Source organism: Pararhizobium sp. IMCC21322, assembly GCF_030758295.1.
In the GTDB taxonomy this organism is placed as follows: Bacteria; Pseudomonadota; Alphaproteobacteria; order Rhizobiales.
Genome location: NZ_CP132335.1, coordinates 4,344,578 through 4,364,984 on the forward strand (window position 1 = coordinate 4,344,578; position 20,407 = coordinate 4,364,984).

A 20,407-nucleotide genomic window follows, 5' to 3' on the forward strand; every position below is an offset into this window, starting at 1 on the left:
GTCCAGGTTGGACCACATCTCTGGATACCTCACCCAAATAGTGTGGATGAAGCGGCAACCGGCAGCTGAACGAGCGCTAGGGCTTGAACCCAGGTGGCAAGGGAGGCTTCTCAGCCATCAACAGAATACTGACCCGCCGATTTGCGGCCAGAAACGGGTCATTCGGGAACAAGGGTTCCTGATCAGATTTGCCTGTCACCGAATGAAAACGGTCATTGCGGATGCCGTTTTCACTGAGCAGACCACGCACCGCATTGGCGCGGTCAGCGGAAAGTTCCCAAGTCGTGTAGTAGGATGTCGCCAGGGAACTGGAGGCTGTCGTATGCCCGGTAATGGAGACACGATTTGGCATGTCGCGAATCACGGGGGCCATTGCCTTGATGAGCTTTCGGGCCGTCTCTTCAGGAAACTTCGACCCTTCGGCAAACATCGCCTGACCATCCTGATCGACCAACTGAATGTTCAGCCCTTCTTCGGTTTCTGTCATGATGATGTTTTTTGACAATTCGGCAATCTCTGGCATTTCCTGCCAGGCCTGACGCAGAGATGCCGCTGCAGTGGCAAACTGGCGAGGCACTTCAATTTCAGCTTTTTCAATATCGTGTGTGTTGGCTTCGGGACCCTGATTGCGCTTCTCATCGTGGCGCACATCCGAGTAATCCGTATCTGTATCGCGCTCAACAGCAGCAACGCGCCGTGCATAATCCCGCACGGGCGTACCTTCAATTTCAATCATCCCGGCCTTGCGAGAATCAGAGCGCACACCAAAGGCCTCACGCATGGACCCGGCAACAACCTGCAGCTTTTCCTTATCCTGAATGGAAAATGAGATAATCAGAACGAAGAAACACACAAGCAAAGACATGAGATCGGCAAAGGTCACGAGCCAGTCCGGGGCACCGTTCCCGCCGCCACCGCGGGCCTTGCGAGGCATTTAAGCTGCCTCGCTCGCCTGAATTCCCGTCCTGGCGCTTTCTGGCAGGTATGAAATCAGGGCTTCCTTTACGGCATCCGGGCTTTTATTACCCCGAAGCTGCATCACGCCATCGATAATCAGGCTCTGGTTCAGTTCTTCAGTCTTGAATTTTGATCCCAACTTATCGGCAACCGGCATACAGATCACGTTTGCGATAAGAGCTCCGTAAAGTGTCGTCAGCAACGCGATCGCCATGGATGGGCCAATAGCGGATGGATCATCCATGTTGGCCAGCATCTGCACAAGACCAACCAGGGTCCCGATCATCCCAAAGGCCGGGGCAGAATCACCAAGCGCCTTGAAAACGCGCTGCCCTTCTTCAAGACGTTCCAGAAAAAGGTCCCGCTCCCGCTCCATCGCATCACGGATGAAAGCCGCTTCGTACCCATCGGTAACGTATTGAACGCCCTTTGCCAGGGTTGGGTCGCTTACCACAACTTCCTCAAGGCCCAATGGTCCGCTGCGTCGAACAACGTCCGCCAGCTCTGCAATTTTCTCGATCAGGCTGCGTGCATCTGACTTTTTATGCTTGAACGCCACTCTGCTGCCGGTTGCAAAAGCGCCCATCAGCCCCGACAGGGGAAATCGGATCAGTGTTGCGGCCAGACCGCCGCCGATCACAATAAGCATAGAGGGAACATCCACAAACTGTGAAAGATTGCCGCCCAGAAAAATCGCTACAACGACAACAGAAAAACTGATGACTATGCCAAGAATGGAAGCCAGATCCATATGATTGCCGCCCCGGTCTAATGTTTACACAAACTCAAAGACCTTGATTAGCGGAATGAAGCTAAAAAACTGATAATATATGAGGAAGAGCGTTACGCCGCACCAATGCGCAGCAAATCGTGAAGATGCAGAATGCCGACAGCCTTGTCATCCTTGACGACAAACACCGCTGTGATCTGCGAGGAATGAAGCACCTCCAGTGCTTTTGCTGCCAGCATGTCCTCGGAAATTGATTTGGGATCCCGCGTCATCACGTCATCAACCGAGAGCGCCAACAGATCGCCCTCCAGATGCCGCCGCAAATCGCCATCAGTGATAATACCGATCAAACGCTCTGCGCCATCAACAATGCCAAGTGCGCCAAAGCCTTTCGCCGTCATCAGGACAATAGCTTCCTTCATAGAAGTCTGACTGGAAACCAGCGGCAGAGATTCACCGCGATGCATGATGTCGCGCACATACCGCAACGTCGCGCCGAGTTTACCGCCCGGATGAAACACACCAAAATCATTGGCACTGAAGCCTCTTGCCTCCAGCAGGGCAACCGCCAATGCGTCACCCAAGGCCAGTTGCAACAGTGTCGACGTTGTCGGTGCAAGACCATGTGGGCAGGCTTCCTTGATCTTCGGCAAAGCCAGAACCACGTCTGACGCTCTTGCAAGGGCACTGTCTGCACCACACGTAATTGCGATCAACGGCACATTGTAGCGTCTGGAATATTGGATCAGATTGCTCAATTCCGGTGTCTCGCCAGACCAGGACAAGGCCAGAACCGCATCATGTTCTGTAATCATTCCCAGATCGCCATGGCTGGCTTCAGCGGGATGGACAAAAAATGATGGTGTTCCAGTGGAGGCAAACGTTGCAGCAAGCTTTCCCGCGACATGACCACTTTTACCCATACCAGTCACAATCACCCGCCCCTTGATGCCGAGCATTATATCGATCGCATCAGCAATGGCCTGCGAGAGCGGTCCCTCCAGCGCCGAGAGCACAGCTTCCACGCCCAGAATTCCGGTCTGCAAACTTGTGCGCACGGAAACAGTTGTGTCGGGCAGGTCAGAAGCAACAGAAGTCAGTCGGGTCACGGCAAACTCGTCATAGCAAAGGATGATGAGCCGCTTGTAACATGTTTTCACAACCAGAAAAGTCCCCATTGAATCCACTCAAATGGCAGCTGGTAAGGGCTTATTAACCATAAAAACGCAAAACATATGTATCTGTGTAGGATTTGAAACGTGGCGCGACAGCTGACCCGAGCGATCTTCAATGCAATCATGTTCAGTCTGTGTCTGGTGTCTTTGGCATCTGCGCAGGAGCAAGGGGTATTTGATGCGGACAATCTTGAGTTCAGGGACACAGAAGTGCAGCCGCAAGATACCGAGACCGGGCTGCGGCTGGGAAGCTTTCAGGTCAACTCTCAGGTCGAAGTAGGTCTTTCCCATCAACGAACCGAAACGACACAGGACAGCAACGAGACAACACAAACCTTCAGCGCGGAAACTCAGATCCAGTCCCAGTGGTCCCGACATGAGTTGCGCTTGGAAACCCGTTTGGAGGCTGCAAGCCGTCGCGGCCTCAGGGTTCAGGACTGGACTGTTGGGATCGTTGCAAGTGGCAGACGTGACATCTCCGGCAGACTGTCCGCAAATGCTGAATTACGTCTGTCTCATGATGCCTCGGAAGACGATCAGAACCAAACCAATTACGGCGCAACCGCAGGACTGCGGATTGCCCCGGGTCCGCTTGAGATGAATCTACGTGGTTCTGTCGATTTACGCAGAGTTGGCGATCCGGTTGCAGGCTCCGAAAACGGAAATGATTTCCGGGATCTGGAAGCTGAAGTGCGGGTCGCCTACAATCGTGGTGCCATCCTCGCCCCGTTTGTGGAAACACGCGTAACGCATCGCCGCACTGGAATGATCGACGGATTTGATGGTGACGCGACCCGGTGGGAATTGCGCACCGGTCTTCAGATCGACCGAGGAGAAAAGCTGACAGGTGAGGTGTCCGTCGGGATCGGCCATATCAGACCAAAAGATTCTGGGCGTGACCAGCTCAATGCCCTGCTGTGGGCCGCATCACTGACCTGGTCACCGGTTCGCCTCACCACGGTAACGGCGACAGCATCCACTGGCCTGGAATTCAGTCAAACAACAGATCTGACCGCCAGCACTATGACAAGTGGCATCCGTTCCACCGACATCGCCCTGCGCGTTGAGCGCAGTTTCAACCATCGTCTCAATGGCTTCGCAGCCGCCGACTATAATTACAGCTCCTACAGCGATATCGACCGCAGCGATGAAACCATGCTGTTTTCGACCGGCCTGACATATACGCTCACACCAGACAGCAGTCTGTTTGCCAGCTTCACGCATGAACGCACCCAAAGCAGTGGCAGCGATCAGGCAGAAGACGATGAGATAAACAATGGCTTGGCGGTCAGGCTACAGATTCGGCACTAGAGGCCGCAGCCTAAAGCCCCAGAATAACATCCAATTCAGCCCGGAAGCCACTTTCGATGTCTTCGCGGTCCAGAGCAAACGCAACATTAGCCGCCAAAAATCCGATTTTTGAGCCGCAATCAAATGTCTGCCCATGGAATTCCTGCCCGAAGAAAGACTGATCCGACATCAATTCAACCATCGCATCGGTGATCTGAATCTCATTGCCCGCGCCCGCTTTCTGACGCGACAGGATGTCAAAGATTTCAGGCTGCAAAATGTAGCGTCCATTGATGAACAGATTGGACGGCGCTACGCTTGGATCTGGCTTTTCAACCATCTCTGAAATCTTGAAGGCACTGCCCGCGCCATCCGGCACATCATCGCCGACGCCCACAATACCGTATCGGTGGGTCAATTCCGGCTCACATTGCTCCACCGACAGAATATTGCCGCCAGTGCGCTCGTATAAGCTGCACATATTAGCCAGGCACGGTGTTTCCGCCTTCATGACCATATCCGGCAACAGCAAAGCGAATGGTTCATTTCCAACAAGTTCTCGTGCGCACCACACTGCATGGCCCAGCCCGAGCGGCGCTTGCTGGCGGGTAAAACTGGAAGAGCCCGCTGCAGGCAAATCCCTGCGCAACTCTGCCAAGGCCTCGGTTTTACCACGTTCTTCCAGGGTTGCTTCCAATTCGACCTGAACATCGAAATGGTCTTCAATAACGCCCTTGTTCCGGCCAGTGACAAAAATAAAATGCTCAATACCCGCAGCACGCGCTTCATCCACCGCATATTGAATCACTGGACGGTCCACGACCGTCAGCATTTCTTTTGGCATGGCTTTGGTGGCCGGGAGAAAACGGGTACCCAGGCCCGCCACAGGGAAAACTGCCTTACGTATGCGCTGCGACATTATATTGCCAAACTCCTATAGCACTTGATTCTTTGAGTATAATCGCATGATGATCGAACCTGCGTTAACGATTTATTGGTAACAAAGCATTAACTATATGATTCTGTTGATACAGTTTAATAACAACGGTTTTAGCTTATGAAGAATTTTATGACGAAAGTTCATCTGCGTTTCCTATCGGCGCTCTTCGCTGTCGCATTTCTTTTCCCTGCAAATGCTTATGCAGACGCGTTTGACAATTGGGTTCGCGATTTCTGGCCAACCGCTCGCGCCGCAGGCGTCTCTGCAAACACTTATAATGCGGCTTTCGCCGGTGTTCGCCCTGACGAGACAATTCTGAAAAGTGCCAGCAATCAGGCCGAATTTGTGCGCCCGATCTGGAGTTATCTTGACAGCGCCATTTCGGAAAAGAGACTGTCGAATGGCAAACAGAAACTGATTGAATATCGCTCAACTCTGGATGCCATTGAGGCGCGTTACGGCGTTGACCGACATATTGTTGTTGCCGTGTGGGGCATGGAATCTTCCTATGGGGCCGTGCTGGACAATCCAAAAATTGTCAAAAGCGTAATCCGCTCCCTTGCCACGCTTGCGTATGCAGATCGCAGGCGCAAAAAATTCGGACGCACGCAATTGGTAGCAGCGCTCAAGATTCTTGAACGCGGCGACATCGATCCCGCCGGCATGACCGGGTCCTGGGCAGGCGCCATGGGCCACACTCAGTTCATCCCGACAACGTATCAGGCCTATGCGGTTGATTTCGATGGTGATGGCCGTCGAAACATCTGGACCTCCATTCCCGACGCATTGGGTTCTACGGCTGCCTATCTGAAGAAGATGGGCTGGCGCACTGGTGAAACATGGGGTTACGAAGTCGTCCTTCCCAGCAACTTCAATTATGAACTTGCTGATGAAAAGACGCAGCGAACCCTGGCAGAGTGGAACCGGCTTGGTGTTGGCCGCACCGGCTCCAGAGCATTCCCAAGGCCGACCGACAAAGCCGGGCTTTTCATGCCAAGCGGTGCAAGAGGCCCTGCGTTTCTGCTGCTGAAAAACTTTCGGGTGATCAAGCGCTACAATAACGCCAATTCCTATGCTCTTGCTGTTGGCCATCTGGGAGACCGGTTGCGCGGCGGCGACACATTTGCAAAAAGCTGGCCCAGGGACGCCAAGCCCCTCACCCGTTCAGACAAAAAGGCATTGCAGCAATTGCTGCAGGCCAAAGGTCTCTATAATGGTGCAATCGACGGTAAGATCGGGGTCAGATCTCGCGCAGCCATTCGCCAGTACCAGAATAAAATAGGCCACATTCCGGACGGTTACGCTTCGACCGATATTCTCGGTAAGCTCAAGGGTAGCTAAACGCCCCACCACATAATTGAACATATACGAGCCGGATCTTTAACAAGGTCTGGCTCGTTTTTTTGACACGAGGATAAATCGTGGTCCGGGCCTTTTGGCTTGGGCAGGCAGGTGTTATAAAAACAAAATCAAATCCAGCCCATATATGAATGAGTGCCATATAATGCGTAATCGGACCTGGAACTTCGGATCAAAGCAGCTGTCCCGCGTTGTCCTGATCGGCATCTGCCTGACAATTTTGAGTCTGGTAGCAGAGCCAGCCACCGCAGCGCCCGTGATCAAGCCATCCCTGCCCGCTTCGGCAGGTCTGCCAGTGATTCAGGTGCAGGAAGGTGGATTTCTGAAACGCCTTTTCCGCGGCAGACGCGCCAAGCGTGAGCCGCAAAGAGCGCAGCCAAAAGCGAACAGACCTCGGGTCAAACGTTCCCAGCCACGCCCGCCAGCCCAAGTCATACAAAGTGCGCCTGAGATTAAACAGGTCGACAAAAACCCCGATGCACGCCGGATTCTTGTGCTGGGGGATTTCTTTGGGGCCAGCCTTGCGCTGGGCCTTGCCGAGAGTTTTGCACAGGACAGAACTGTCGCCATTGATTCTTCAACAAACGGCACGTCCGGCTTTGTACGCTACGACACATTCAACTGGGACGCTCATCTGAGAACCGTTCTGAGCGATCCCGACTTGGGCGGCAAGGCTGATTTGATTGTCGTCATGATGGGTGGCAATGACCGCCAGTTCTTCCGCTCTCCGCAGCGCATCAGCCTGGACACGAACGCGTGGCGCGAACAATATGAAGCCAATGTAGATGCCTTCGCTGAAAGACTTGAAGCGACCGAACTCCCCGTTATCTGGGTTGGTATGCCGCCGGTACGAGGGCCCAAAACCTCAGCGCATCTGGCCAATCTGACAACCACTTTCAAATCGGAAGCAGAGGAAATCGGCGCGCGCTATGTCGATATCTGGGATGCCTTTGCCAATGAAGCAGGTGTCTATGATGACAATGGGCCCGACATCAATGGCCAGCAAGCACAGTTGCGGCGCAGCGATGGATTTGGTCTCAGTACAGCCGGACGTGAAAAGCTCACCTTCTTCGTCAAACGTCAGGTGGATCGATATCTCAGCGGCAGTGGTGCTGTTGCTGGCACACCAGGCGGGGTTGTCTTTACCGAAGATGGCCCGGTCATTCCGCTCTCCGGTTTTGCCCTGGAAGATGCCATTTCTTTGAAGGGTGGCGTACCGCTGGTCGGCCCGCCGATGGACCCGGGCAAGCCATGGGAAGAGGTTTCCAACGCGTATAACGTGCTGATCCGGGGCGTCGCTCTGAATGCGCCAACCACCCGCGCAGACAATTTCTCGTGGCCGCCGCAAATAGAATAAGCGGCGAACACGAGCATTGGGTTCAGGCCCTGAATATGACTACCTGGGAAGAACGGTCTGGCCCATCAAATCCTTGTCAATGGAATGTGCAGCCTGTCGGCCTTCGCGAATAGCCCATACCACAAGGGACTGACCACGGCGGATATCACCAGCGGCATACACCTTGTCGATTGATGTTTTGTAGGATTTTTCATCTGCCAGAATGTTGGCGCGCCTGTCACGGTCAAGCGCATCACCAGCTTCAGCCAACAGGCCTTCTTCCTTCGGACCTGAAAATCCAATGGCGATGAAGGCAAGGTCCGCCCTGATGAAAAACTCTTCACCGGGAATCGGCTGACGCGCGTCATCCACCCGCACACATTTCACATGGGTCAGCACACCATCTTCTTCGACAAAGCCCAGTGTTGCCGCCTGAAATTCACGTTCCGCGCCTTCCGCCTGTGAGGAGGAAGTCCGGAACTTGGTCGGCCAGTAAGGCCAGACCAACATCTTGTCTTCTCTGATCGGCGGCACAACGCGAATATCAAGCTGAGTAACCGCAAGGGCTCCTTGCCGGAATGCTGTTCCAACGCAGTCAGACGCTGTATCACCGCCTCCCACGACAACGACATGCTTGCCGCCAGCCCAGATCTCCTCTTCGTCACCGAGGCTCTCACCACCAACACGCCGGTTCTGCTGCACCAGATATGGCATGGCATAGTGCACACCTTCCATATCAAGCCCTTCCAGACCCGGGTCTCTCGGGGTTTCGGCTCCGCCAGTCAACAGAACAGCATCAAATTCGGATTGCAGATCTGCAAATGGCTTGGTGCCACCAATATCGGTGTTGAAATGGAAAATCACACCTTCTGCTTCCATCTGTTCGACACGTCGATCGATGAAATGCTTTTCCATTTTGAAATCAGGAATGCCGTAGCGCAGCAAGCCGCCAGCATGGGCGTAACGTTCAAACAGATGGACATCATGTCCCACACGGGCCAATTGCTGAGCGGCAGCCATTCCAGCCGGGCCGGAGCCGACAACCGCGATTTTCTTGCCGGTTTTCTCTTCGCAGATTTCCGGTGCGATCATACCCAGATCATAGGCCTTGTCGGCAATGGCCTGCTCAATCGTCTTGATGCTGACAGGTGCATCTTCCAGATTGAGCGTACAGGCTTCCTCACAAGGTGCTGGGCAAATGCGTCCGGTAAACTCAGGAAAATTGTTGGTAGAATGCAGATTACGTGCGGCCTCTGCCCAATCGCCACTGTAGACCAGATCATTCCAGTCCGGGATCTGATTGTTGACGGGGCAACCGGTTGGCCCATGACAATAGGGCACACCGCAATCCATGCACCGTGCAGCCTGACGTGCCACTTCCTGATCAGGCAGCGGAATGGTGAATTCCCCGAAATGCCTGATTCTGTCCGACGCAGGCTGAAACTTTGCCTGTTGCCGATCAATTTCCAGAAAGCCTGTTACTTTTCCCATTACGTCACCATTCCTAATTTCCGGCTTGTTATCCGGCTCCGGCGGACCAGTTGACGGTACCGCGCAGACTTATAGTGTTTCTTCACAAGACCGCAAAGCCAAGCAGTAATCTGCTCGCCTCACGCGCCCCCTAAACGGATGTGCGCGAAAGGCCGCTATTGCGTTTCTGTTCCATTTCCTGCAACGCGCGACGGTAATCAACCGGCATCACTTTAACGAATTTCGGCCGGAACTCATCCCACTTTGCCAGTATGTTCTGAGCAAGACTGGAATCCGTATAGTGCACGTGGCTCGATATCAGCGTGTATAGCCGTTCTTCATCGTGGCTTGTCATGTTTGAGGACACATCCACGCGGCCATGATGCTCGATATCACCGCCATGATGATGCAATTGCTCCATCAGATCGTCTTCTTCCGGTACCGGCTCCAGATCAACCATCGACAGATTGCACCGTTCGGCAAATGTACCGTCTTCATCCAGCACATAGGCAACACCGCCCGACATGCCGGCTGCAAAATTGCGCCCGGTTGGACCAAGCACCGCCACGACGCCACCGGTCATGTATTCGCAACCGTGATCGCCAACCCCTTCGACAACGGCAACGGCACCCGAGTTCCGAACGGCAAACCGCTCCCCGGCAACCCCCCGGAAATAGGCTTCCCCCTCGACAGCACCGTAAAGCACAGTGTTGCCAACAATCATCGAGTGTTCCGGCACGATCTTTGTGTCTGCTGGCGGGCGCACAACCAAGCGTCCCCCACACAGGCCCTTGCCAACATAGTCATTGGCATCACCCTGCAGATCGATCGATACACCACGTGTCACAAAGGCGCCGAAAGACTGACCCGCCGTTCCGGTCAACCGAATGGAAATCGTGTCGTCAGGCAAGCCTTTCATGCCATAGCGTTTGGCAACTTCACCACTCAGCATGGCACCGGCGGAGCGATTGCGATTCTGGATTTCCGAAACAATTGTCACCGGTGTTTTGTGTTCCAAAGCCGGCATTGCCTCAGCAATGAACTTGCGGTCCAGAACATCCTGAATCGGATGGTTCTGCAGCTGCGTATGACGGATTTCGTCAGGCCCGGCATCCGGTTTGAAGAACAGGCCAGAAAACTCAAGCCCCTCGCTTTTACCCTGGGCAATGACGCGGTCCTGCTGCAACAGCTGTGACTGGCCGACAAGATCTTCAAACTTCCGGATCCCCATGGTCGCCATGAGCTGACGCACTTCTTCTGCAACATAGAAGAAGTAATTGACAACATGCTCTGGTGTCCCGTGGAAACGCTTGCGCAGAACTGGATCCTGCGTGGCAATTCCGACAGGGCAGGTATTCAGATGGCATTTGCGCATCATCAGGCAGCCCGCCGCAATCAAAGGGGCAGTCGAAAACCCAAACTCGTCTGCGCCAAGCAATGCACCAATCACAACATCACGGCCCGTTTTCAGGCCGCCATCCACTTGCAGGGCAATACGCGAGCGCAAGCCGTTCAGCACAAGTGTCTGATGTGTTTCAGCAAGACCCAGCTCCCAAGGGCTACCCGCATGTTTCAGGGATGTCAGCGGAGAGGCCCCGGTGCCGCCTTCAAAGCCGGAGATGGTAATGTGATCCGCCCGTGCCTTCGCAACACCTGCTGCAACCGTTCCAACACCAACCTCGGACACCAGCTTTACCGATACATCCGCCGTTGGGTTGACGTTCTTCAGATCATAAATGAGCTGAGCCAAATCCTCGATGGAGTAGATATCATGATGCGGTGGCGGAGAAATCAGCCCGACACCCGGTGTGGAATGACGCACTTTAGCAATCACTGCATCCACCTTGTGACCAGGCAGTTGCCCGCCCTCGCCTGGCTTGGCACCCTGCGCCACCTTGATCTGCATCATGTCAGAATTGACCAGATATTCTGTGGTCACGCCAAAGCGACCAGACGCAATCTGTTTGATGGCGGAACGTTTCGGGTTTGGTCGACCATCCGGCAGTGGCTGGAACCGTTCAGGCTGTTCGCCACCTTCCCCTGTATTGGACTTGCCGCCAATACGGTTCATCGCAATCGCCAGGGTCGAATGCGCTTCCATGCTGATGGAGCCAAAAGACATGGCGCCGGTTGAAAAGCGCTTCACAATATCGGTGGCGGATTCCACCTCATCAATCGGGATGGCTTCATCTGCCAACTCAATGTCAAACAGGCCCCGCAGTGTCATCAACACTTCGGACTGATCGTTTATCGTCTCGGCATACTCCTGATAATCCGCCCAGCTTTCACCGCGCACAGCATGCTGCAGTTTGGCAACGGCATCCGGTGTCCAGGCATGGGCTTCGCCGCGCACGCGGTACATGTACTCGCCGCCTACATCCAACGCAGTGCGCAACACAGGATCATCGCCAAAAGCCCCGTCATGCCGGGTCAGCGTTTCTTCCGAAACTTCCTTCAGGCCGATGCCTTCAATTTGTGTCGCCGTTCCGAAAAAGAAGCGTTTTATAAAATCCGATTTCAGACCAACTGCATCAAAAATCTGCGCGCCGCAATAAGATTGATAAGTCGAGATGCCCATTTTGGACATCACTTTCAAGATCCCCTTATCAATGGCTTTGATATAGCGCTGCACCACTTCCTGCGCATCCACAACATCCGGGAAATCGCCCCGCGTATGCATATCAGACAGGGTTTCAAATGCCAGATAAGGGTTTATCGCTTCCGCCCCATAGCCGGCCAGAACACAGAAGTGATGCACTTCACGTGCCTCACCTGTCTCTACCACAAGACCAACGGAGGTTCGAAGACCTTTACGGATCAAATGATGATGAACGGCAGCGGTTGCCAGCAAGGCCGGGATTGCAATTCTTTTCTTGCCGATCAGCCTGTCTGACAGAATGATGATGTTGTAGCCGCTCTGCACGGCGCGTTCTGAACGCTCACAAAGTCGGTCAAGAGCCGCCTCCATGCCAGCGGCACCAGTGTCGGCACTGTAGGTAATATCCAGCGTTTGCGTCTGGAATTGATTGTCACCAATGTCGCTGATCAACCGGATTTTTTCCAGATCATCATTGCTTAGTATCGGTTGACGCACTTCAAGGCGCTTACGTTCTGACTGCCCTTCCAGATCGAACAGATTTGGCCTTGGGCCAATAAACGACACCAGGCTCATCACAATCTCTTCGCGGATCGGATCAATCGGCGGATTCGTGACCTGGGCAAAATTCTGCTTGAAATAGGTATAGAGCAGCTTGGATTTTTGACTCAGCGCCGAAATCGGCGTGTCCGTGCCCATCGAGCCCAGGGCTTCCTGACCCGTTGTCGCCATGGGTGCCATCAAGATTTTCAGATCTTCCTGACTGTAGCCGAAAGCCTGTTGCCGATCGAGCAGACTTGCACGGGAATGCGGCGCTCTTGCCCCAACAGGCGGCAGGTCCTCAAGTACGATCTGAGTTCGGGCCAACCATTCCTTATAGGGGTTCGCATTGGCAATCCGGGCCTTCAATTCATCATCAGCGATGATGCGGCCTTCTTCCAGATCAATCAGCAGCATTTTGCCTGGCTGCAGACGCCATTTTTTCACGATACGGGATTCGTCAATCGGCAACACGCCCACTTCGGATGCCATGATCACGCAGCCATCATCTGTCTGTATATAGCGCGCAGGACGCAGCCCATTACGATCCAGCGTCGCCGCTATCTGGCGGCCATCGGTAAAGGCAATCGCGGCAGGACCGTCCCACGGCTCCATCATCGCCGCGTGATAAGCATAAAAGGCGCGACGATCTTCACCCATCAGCGGGTTTCCTGCCCAGGCTTCCGGCACGAGCATCATGGCTGCATGTGACAGCTCATATCCGCCCATTGTGAGGAATTCCAGAGCGTTGTCGAAGCAGGCTGTGTCTGATTGCCCTTCATAGGAAATTGGCCACAACTTTGGCATCGAATCACCGAACAAGGGAGATTTTACCGACGCCTGGCGCGCTGCCATCCAGTTGACATTGCCGCGAAGTGTATTGATTTCACCATTATGGGCCACCATCCGATAGGGATGAGCCAGTTTCCAGGACGGAAATGTATTGGTTGAAAAACGCTGATGCACAAGTGCCAGAGCAGATTTGAACAGGGGGTTTTTCAAATCTACATAATAAGGTCCGAGCTGATCGGCCAGGAACATGCCTTTATAGACAATTGTGCGCGATGACAGAGACACAACATAAAAGTCTGTGTCTTCAGCGCCATTATTGGCATCATAAATCCGGTTGGAAATCATTTTGCGCAACAGGAACAGCTTGCGTTCAAACGCGTCCTGATCTTCGATCTCCGACCCACGGCCAATAAACACCTGCCGGGAATAAGGCTCGGCTGCCAAAACCAGCTTTGACAGGCCGGCATTGTTGACAGGCACGTCTCGCCAGCCGAGCACAACCTGATTGCAGCTGGTCACAACTTCTTCGACAATACGCTCAAAATCAGCACGCGTGGCCGCATCCTGAGGCATGAACAGAAAACCGACAGCATAATGGCCAGGTTCCGGAAGGTCGAATTCGCAGACATCCTTGAACAGGCCGTGTGGCATTTGGCTCAGCAGGCCAGCGCCATCGCCCATCAACGGGTCAGCACCAACAGCACCGCGATGCTCCAGGTTTTCAAGAATCTGGATACCGTCCTGAATGATCTTGTGGGTCGCACCACTCTTCATATTGGCGATAAAACCAACACCGCAGGCATCATGTTCATTGGCTGGGTTATAAAGACCCTGTGCAGCCGGCGCACCATTATGGTGTTGTGCACCCGGTTGACGCTCGGTGGGTTGGTGTTTGGGTGCAGGATTCCGCACGGTCATATCAGCCGGTCCAACTGTGTTGAGCAGAGAAACTCTCTTTTGCGTCATTTCCAACACTCCAAACGTTTGGGCCACAAACATCTGTGCCCCGTCATTGTCATTCACTCCCGAATTTGGCGACACGCCTTCATTCGGGTCGCGCTTTCCTGAATTTCAGGAACGCGGCTCGGGCGAGCGGGCCGGCAAATGCCGATGCTCATGTTTTGGGTCACACGGCCGTCATAGCCGCTTGTGGCATACGAGACCACCCGAGGGTGCTTTTTGCACCGACAGGCAAGGAATTCGCTACCGAACTCCGCATAGAGCACACGGAAGAACACTTGTGTCATTCCGTGTGCTCTATGCAGAAGTGCAGATGATATCGCTTTATGAAGGATATCACCAGTAATTTAGGACAGCATTGCTGTCCAATTATGCGCTGAAAATGCCAGATATGGCAGCAAAGAGCAAGCCCATAATCACATGCGAGATGCTTCCAAGCCCCGTTTCCCCTTGCGTTCTTGAAAGATAAGATCGTTTTTGCGGCACTTTTTTTATAAATATTCCAGCAATGCGCGGCTAAACGCCTCTCACAGCTCCGTGATGGAAAGGTGAGCCCTCGTCACATCTGTTTGATTTTCAATTGATTTCGAACTCGGTCATTGTTCCTCTTGTCAGACGCAACGGCGAAACAACCTGCGGTCTGGACACAACAATATGAACCGGTCAATACACGGAGAACTCAATGTCCGCTTTCACTAAAACTACTCTTTCAGCCGTACTTGTTGCAGGCGCAATGGCAACAGCACTTTCTTCAGTTTCTATTTCCACAAATGCTGAAGCCGCAGGCGACGAAAAATGCTTCGGCGTTGCTCTCGCTGGCAAGAACGATTGTGCAGCCGGCCCCGGCACAACATGTGCAGGCACCTCCAAAGTTGATTTTCAGGGCAATGCATGGAAACTCGTCCCGGCTGGCTCTTGCGAAACCATGGAATTTGATGGTGATCGCAAAGGCTCATTGGCCGCTCTGGAACGTGACATCCCCGCATAATTTTTCGCATGCAACACTTTCGGCCCGGAACGTGATACAACGTATCGGGCCGAATACCCTTTAGTTCGTCAGACCCTGAGACCTGATATGTTCCAGACCACGCCTCCCGCTTCCTCCGAAAAACGTGTCGATGCGCGTATTCCGGATCGGGCCGGTGTCGGGCTGAAAGCGGAACATTACTCAGACATACTTAATCTGAAACCCGATCTTGGCTGGTTTGAGGTTCACCCCGAAAACTATATGGGCGCTGGTGGCCCGCCACATCATTTTCTTGAAAGCATCCGCGAGCATTATCCGCTTTCCTTGCATGGGGTGGGACTATCCATTGGCGGAGAAGGCGCTTTAAACCAGGAACATCTTGGTCGCCTTAAAGACCTCAACGAACGTTATCAGCCCGGATTGTTTTCCGAGCATCTGGCCTGGTCCAGCCATGAGACCCATTTTCTCAACGATCTGCTGCCTGTTCCTTATACTGAACAGACCCTTGCGCGCGTCATAGATCATATCGACGAAGTACAGCAGTTCATTGGACGGCAAATGCTGCTGGAAAACCCCTCGCTCTATGTGGCTTTCGATCAGTCTTCCATGAGCGAAATAGAATTTCTCACCCGCATCACCGATCAAACCGGCTGTGGGCTGCTGCTGGATGTGAACAACGTCTATGTAAGCGCCACGAATCAGCAATATGATCCACAAAAATACATCGCCCAGTTCCCCTTACATATAGTCGGCGAAATTCATCTGGGCGGCCATGCCCCGGATAAGGATGAAACCGGTGCGCCATTGCTGATCGACGCTCATGACCGAGCCGTTGATGAAGCCGTCTGGGCCTTGTATGAACGAACCATTGTTCTTGGTGGGCCACGCCCGACCTTGATTGAATGGGATAATGATGTGCCTGATTTTGCGACACTTCTGGATCAGGCCAAACAGGCTGAGCTGATAATGGAGCGTAATCCGCTGCTTGGCCGGCGTCATGGCTAGCGAAAGCCTGCGCCCATTTGCTGAAGCGCTTTTACAGCCTGGCAGCCCCGTGCCTGATGGCGTCACAAACCCCGATGGCGTTCCGGCAACAAAGCGGTTTGATGTCTATCGCAATAATGTCATTGTCAGTCTCATTGATGCGCTTGCGAGCCGTTTTCCGGTGGTTCAAACCCTTGTAGGTGAAGAGTTTTTTCAGGCTGCAGCAAGAGAATTCGCAATCAATCACCCGCCAGCATCTCCGGTCATGTTGCATTACGGGACCGGGTTTCCCGACTTTCTGGACGGGTTCCCACCCGCAGCCTCCGTGCCTTATCTGGGCGATGTGGCGCGGCTGGAAAGCGCGCGACGGGCTGCCTACCATGCAGAAAATGCGCAACCGCTGGACCCGGCTCAGCTTGAACAGATCGCACCTGACCAGTTTGAGGTTCTTACATTTCAAACACACCCATCCCTGTCTTTGATTGAGTCTGACTACGCCATTTTATCAATCTGGCAGGCTAACAGTCAGGGCAGCGCGTTGGATGTTCCAATCGCTACACCGCAATCAATTCTGATCTGTCGCCCCATGCTGGAGGTCGAAGTTCGCGGCCTGCCTCAAGGCGCATATGCTTTTCTATCCGCCTTGCAACAAGGCGGTACACTTGGTGCAGCAGCCCAGGCAGGGCTTCTGTCCAATCCTGCCTTCGATCTGGCAAGCACATTAACCGGTGCCCTGTCAGCGGGCGTCTTCACTGATTTTAAAATAACAAAAATATAGTTTGGGGACTTCCATGAACGGCATAATCGATTCACTCACATGGCTGCATGACCGGGTATTTGGCGCGCTGGAAATTGAGACACAGGACTGGTTCCTGGGCCTGGCTGCCAGATTTGTCTTTGCAGCAACTCTGCTGATCTATTTTTGGAAGTCAGCGGCAACGAAACTCGGTGACGGAATTCTTGGTTTCATAACGCCATCCAGCGGAGCCTACATTCAGATTTTCCCCAAAGCCTTTGAAGCTGCCGGGTATGACAGTTCTGCCCTTGCTCTGCATTATCATCTGATTGTCATTCTTGGCACATGGGCCGAATTTATTTTGCCCGCCCTCATTGTCATTGGCTTGTTTACCCGTCTTGCGAGCCTGGCCTTCATTGGCTTTATTGCGGTGATGACCATTGTCGACATTACCGGTCATGGAGCTGATGCAACAACCATTGGTGCATGGTTCGATGGTGATCCGGCATCTCTCATCATGGATCAACGGGCCTTCTGGATTTTTGTGCTTCTGGTGCTGGTCATTAAAGGCGGTGGCAAATTATCGGTGGATTTCCTTCTTGGGCGATCCAGAGGCTACTGATTAACACCTGTCTTGAAATGAATGACGCAAGCCGTTACGGCTTGCGTCATGATGTTTGCAAGTGACAATTGGGCCGGTGCCTGCCCGCAGGTTCAAAAAGCTTTGGCTGATCTCGGGCCGGATGTTGCACCCGCCTATGGTGGTGATGCGTTAAGTGCGTCGGTCAATGCCAGACTTTCCGAAATTTTTGAAGCGCCTGTTGAGAGCCTTATGGTGGCAACCGGCTCCGCCGCCAATGCATTGGCCCTGGCTCATTTTGCCAAACCCGGCGGCATTACCCTTGCCCATAAAAACGCTCATGTGATGGTCGATGAATATAACGGGCCGGAGCGTGTCAGCCCCGGCCTGAAAATTCTCGGCCTTTCAGGACACGCAGGCAAGCTCACCACTGATGGTCTCTGCGATGTGCTGCAACAGTTCCCTGATGGCGTATCACGTCAGGGACGTCTGACCTGCCTGTCGCTCACCCAGGCAACTGAACTCGGCCAGTCTTACACGCCAACGGACATTTCCGCTCTCGCGAATCTGGCAAAGCAAATCGGTCTGGGCGTTCATATGGATGGAGCACGCTTTGCAAATGCCATCGCTCACCTGAATTGTTCGCCCGCTGATCTAACCTGGCGGGCCGGTGTCGATTGCCTGTCACTTGGTTTCACCAAAAACGGGGCCTGGGCCGCAGATTTGCTGATCTTCTTTGACGGGCAGTCAAGCGTCGAAGCCGGTTACATACGAAAACAAATGGGCCAGAACTTTTCCAAGCCCCGTTTCATGGCCGCCCAGATTCTTGCCATGCTGGAAAACGATACCTGGTTGAAAAATGCTGGACACGCCAACCAGCAAGCAACCAATCTAGCCAACGGCCTTGCTGCCAGCGACAAATGTTCCGTGCCCTTGATGCCTCAATCCAATGAAGTCTTTGCCTATTTCGAAGCCCGAGACATTGAGAGATTGCAAACAGCAGGTGCCAGTTTCTATCCCTGGCCGGACGAAGACATCCCTGACGATCTGAAGCAAGCAGACAAAACCCTGATGCGTCTTGTCTGCAGCTTTGCCACCAGTTCAAAAGATGTCGAGGCTTTCCTGACCCAACTTGGCTAGAGCCCTCACATCAAAGGCTGGCCATTGGGAACGTCCTGATCAATGGCGGCCAGAACAACAGCCCCTGCCTCATCTTCAAAGCCCAATGTCAGAACTTCAGACATGAATTTGCCGATCTGGCGCGGCGGGAAATTGACCACCGCCATTACCTTACGCCCGACAAGCATTTCTGGTGTGTAGTGAACTGTAATCTGAGCCGATGATTTCTTGATGCCAATGGCATCACCAAAATCTATCTTCATCTTGATGGAAGGTTTGCGCGCCTCTGGGTAAGGCTCCGCTTCCAGAATAGTGCCGATGCGAATGTCGACTTTCAGGAAATCATCGAAAGTGATCTCATTTTTTCGCTGCATTGTCTGTCGTCCGTTTTCGATGTGCGGTGAACTGAAAATCGGGTTCAGTCGATCACCTTGCCCAACTCAATTGCACGCTTATGCGCGGCCCGAACTGTTTTTTCTATCAATGGAGGCAGACCGTCTGACGCCATCAACACTTCCAGTCCGGCAGCAGTGGTGCCGTTCGGCGACGTCACATTCACACGGAGCGTCTCGGCGGTATCGGGAGACTGATTGAGCAATTCGCCCGCCCCTGAAACAGTTTCGCGAGCCAGTATCATTGCCACATCTTCCGGTAAGCCCAGCGCCACGCCCGCCTGTGCCATGGCTTCCACCAGATGGAACACATAGGCAGGACCACTTCCCGATACGGCTGTCACAGCATTGATGGCTTCTTCGCTGTCGACCCACACGGCCTTGCCAATCGCTGCCAGCAATTCGGCGATGAATTCCTTCTGCGGTGGTGTCATCTCCTGGGATGGAAACAACCCCGTCACGCCACGTCCTACCAAAGCAGGTGTGTTCGGCATGGACCGGATAACCAGAGCCTCATCGCCGAATGTTTTGCTTAAAGTTGCAATCGTAATGCCTGCGACCACCGACAGTACAATCATGCCAGTCGCATCTGAGCGGTCAGAAAAACCTGCCAGGCCCGGCAGCACTTTTTCCATCATCTGGGGTTTGACTGCCAGTATCAGCAGACCCGGCGTCGGCACATCATCTGCACTGTCATGAACGACAACACCCTGAGCCTGCAACTCTGCCCGTTGGCTGTCGTTGAGGCCGGGGTCGATCACATGCACAGCGCCTTCGGCCAATCCCTTGGACAGCCAGCCCTGCAACATCGCACCGCCCATCTTGCCTGCGCCAACAAGCACGAGTGGTCGTTCTTTGTCTATGCCAACGCTCATAGCGGATCAGGCCTCGCCGATGGTTTCAAACAAGGTACCAGCCAAGGCGTCCGGTGCTGATTTTCCGGCCCAGAGAATAAACTGAAACGCTTGGTAGTAACGTTCGCACGCTTCAACGGACCCGGACAAAAGCGCTTCCAGCTGCTGATGTGTTGGCTCCACACCGCCTGACAACAGCAGAGACTGACGAAACATCACCACGCCTTCTTCGGCCCATAAATCAAAATGGCCCATCCAGAGCTGCTCATTCACCAGAGCAAGCAGACGAATAATTTCTCCGCGATGTTTGTCAGTAACCTTGGCATCAAAGGCACAGGCCAGATGCAATGCCTCCACCTCTTCCATCCATGAAAAAGAGACATGATAGTCGCACCAGCTGCCAACCACGGTAATGGTTATTTCGTCTTCACCCGAGCGCTCAAATACCCAATCATTCAGACCAGCTAATTGCTCTATGAAATCGACAGGGTTTGCATCACGCTCAAATTCGACGTCGAGCATACTCATGGGAAACTCCCGCTGCTGCCTCGTTACGTAAGGGTTAGAATCAACCCTTAGCCCACTATATAGTGTGGCAAGTATGTGACGATACTATTTATACGCTGGCAG

At 53.5% G+C, this 20,407-nt stretch carries 17 protein-coding genes; 8 read left to right on the plus strand and 9 right to left on the minus strand.

Annotated features, from left to right (window positions below):
• Positions 1 to 76: 76 nt before the first annotated feature.
• From RAL91_RS20620 to RAL91_RS20630, 3 genes are all read right to left on the minus strand, one after another.
• Positions 77 to 934, minus strand: coding sequence for a flagellar motor protein MotB (locus RAL91_RS20620; protein ID WP_306258128.1), 858 nt, complete (start codon positions 932 to 934; stop codon positions 77 to 79).
• A complete protein-coding gene (locus RAL91_RS20625) occupies positions 935 to 1,708 on the minus strand; it encodes a motility protein A (RefSeq protein ID WP_306258129.1) in 774 nt (257 codons plus the stop codon).
• A 92-nt stretch (positions 1,709 to 1,800) separates the two neighbouring features.
• Positions 1,801 to 2,796 (minus strand): SIS domain-containing protein, encoded by a 996-nt coding sequence (locus RAL91_RS20630; RefSeq protein WP_306258130.1) that lies wholly within the window; start codon positions 2,794 to 2,796, stop codon positions 1,801 to 1,803.
• 150 nt (positions 2,797 to 2,946) lie between these two features.
• Between RAL91_RS20630 and RAL91_RS20635 the strand changes: the two genes are divergently transcribed.
• Positions 2,947 to 4,173 carry an outer membrane beta-barrel protein gene (locus RAL91_RS20635; protein WP_306258131.1) on the plus strand — a complete coding sequence of 409 codons (1,227 nt, stop codon included), beginning with the start codon at positions 2,947 to 2,949 and terminating at the stop codon, positions 4,171 to 4,173.
• Between the two features lie 10 nt (positions 4,174 to 4,183).
• Here the strand turns inward: RAL91_RS20635 and galU are convergent, their stop codons facing one another.
• Positions 4,184 to 5,071 (minus strand): UTP--glucose-1-phosphate uridylyltransferase GalU, encoded by an 888-nt coding sequence (galU, locus tag RAL91_RS20640; protein WP_306258132.1) that lies wholly within the window; start codon positions 5,069 to 5,071, stop codon positions 4,184 to 4,186.
• A gap of 150 nt (positions 5,072 to 5,221) precedes the next feature.
• Between galU and RAL91_RS20645 the strand changes: the two genes are divergently transcribed.
• Both RAL91_RS20645 and RAL91_RS20650 read left to right on the plus strand, forming a co-directional pair.
• A complete protein-coding gene (locus tag RAL91_RS20645; protein WP_306258133.1) occupies positions 5,222 to 6,433 on the plus strand; it encodes a lytic murein transglycosylase in 1,212 nt (403 codons plus the stop codon).
• Positions 6,434 to 6,596: 163 nt separating this feature from the next.
• Entirely contained in the window at positions 6,597 to 7,808 is a 1,212-nt protein-coding gene (locus RAL91_RS20650; RefSeq protein WP_306258134.1) for a DUF459 domain-containing protein, read from the plus strand.
• Between the two features lie 39 nt (positions 7,809 to 7,847).
• Here the strand turns inward: RAL91_RS20650 and RAL91_RS20655 are convergent, their stop codons facing one another.
• Positions 7,848 to 9,278 carry a glutamate synthase subunit beta gene (locus RAL91_RS20655; RefSeq protein WP_306258135.1) on the minus strand — a complete coding sequence of 477 codons (1,431 nt, stop codon included), beginning with the start codon at positions 9,276 to 9,278 and terminating at the stop codon, positions 7,848 to 7,850.
• A 130-nt stretch (positions 9,279 to 9,408) separates the two neighbouring features.
• A complete protein-coding gene (gene gltB, locus RAL91_RS20660) occupies positions 9,409 to 14,151 on the minus strand; it encodes a glutamate synthase large subunit (RefSeq protein WP_306258136.1) in 4,743 nt (1,580 codons plus the stop codon).
• A gap of 676 nt (positions 14,152 to 14,827) precedes the next feature.
• Here gltB and RAL91_RS20665 point away from each other — a divergent pair.
• From RAL91_RS20665 to RAL91_RS20685, 5 genes are all read left to right on the plus strand, one after another.
• Positions 14,828 to 15,133, plus strand: coding sequence for a DUF2282 domain-containing protein (locus RAL91_RS20665; protein WP_306258137.1), 306 nt, complete (start codon positions 14,828 to 14,830; stop codon positions 15,131 to 15,133).
• Positions 15,134 to 15,220: 87 nt separating this feature from the next.
• Positions 15,221 to 16,117 carry a DUF692 domain-containing protein gene (locus RAL91_RS20670; RefSeq protein ID WP_306258138.1) on the plus strand — a complete coding sequence of 299 codons (897 nt, stop codon included), beginning with the start codon at positions 15,221 to 15,223 and terminating at the stop codon, positions 16,115 to 16,117.
• On the plus strand, positions 16,110 to 16,874 hold the full coding sequence (locus RAL91_RS20675) for a DUF2063 domain-containing protein (protein WP_306258139.1): 765 nt from the start codon (positions 16,110 to 16,112) through the stop codon (positions 16,872 to 16,874). The genes RAL91_RS20670 and RAL91_RS20675 overlap by 8 nt, the downstream gene beginning before the upstream one ends.
• 13 nt (positions 16,875 to 16,887) lie before the next feature.
• A complete protein-coding gene (locus RAL91_RS20680) occupies positions 16,888 to 17,454 on the plus strand; it encodes a DoxX family protein (protein ID WP_306258140.1) in 567 nt (188 codons plus the stop codon).
• 21 nt (positions 17,455 to 17,475) lie between these two features.
• Complete coding sequence (locus tag RAL91_RS20685; protein ID WP_306258141.1) at positions 17,476 to 18,552, plus strand: low specificity L-threonine aldolase; 1,077 nt, start codon at positions 17,476 to 17,478, stop codon at positions 18,550 to 18,552.
• Between the two features lie 5 nt (positions 18,553 to 18,557).
• Here the strand turns inward: RAL91_RS20685 and RAL91_RS20690 are convergent, their stop codons facing one another.
• The 3 genes from RAL91_RS20690 to RAL91_RS20700 are packed head-to-tail and all read right to left on the minus strand — an operon-like array spanning position 18,558 to position 20,305.
• Complete coding sequence (locus tag RAL91_RS20690; RefSeq protein WP_306258142.1) at positions 18,558 to 18,905, minus strand: tRNA-binding protein; 348 nt, start codon at positions 18,903 to 18,905, stop codon at positions 18,558 to 18,560.
• A gap of 44 nt (positions 18,906 to 18,949) precedes the next feature.
• Positions 18,950 to 19,798 carry a pyrroline-5-carboxylate reductase gene (proC, locus tag RAL91_RS20695; protein WP_306258143.1) on the minus strand — a complete coding sequence of 283 codons (849 nt, stop codon included), beginning with the start codon at positions 19,796 to 19,798 and terminating at the stop codon, positions 18,950 to 18,952.
• A 6-nt stretch (positions 19,799 to 19,804) separates the two neighbouring features.
• Positions 19,805 to 20,305, minus strand: a complete 501-nt coding sequence (locus RAL91_RS20700; protein WP_306258144.1) for a YbjN domain-containing protein — start codon at positions 20,303 to 20,305, stop codon at positions 19,805 to 19,807.
• Positions 20,306 to 20,407 lie beyond the last annotated feature (102 nt).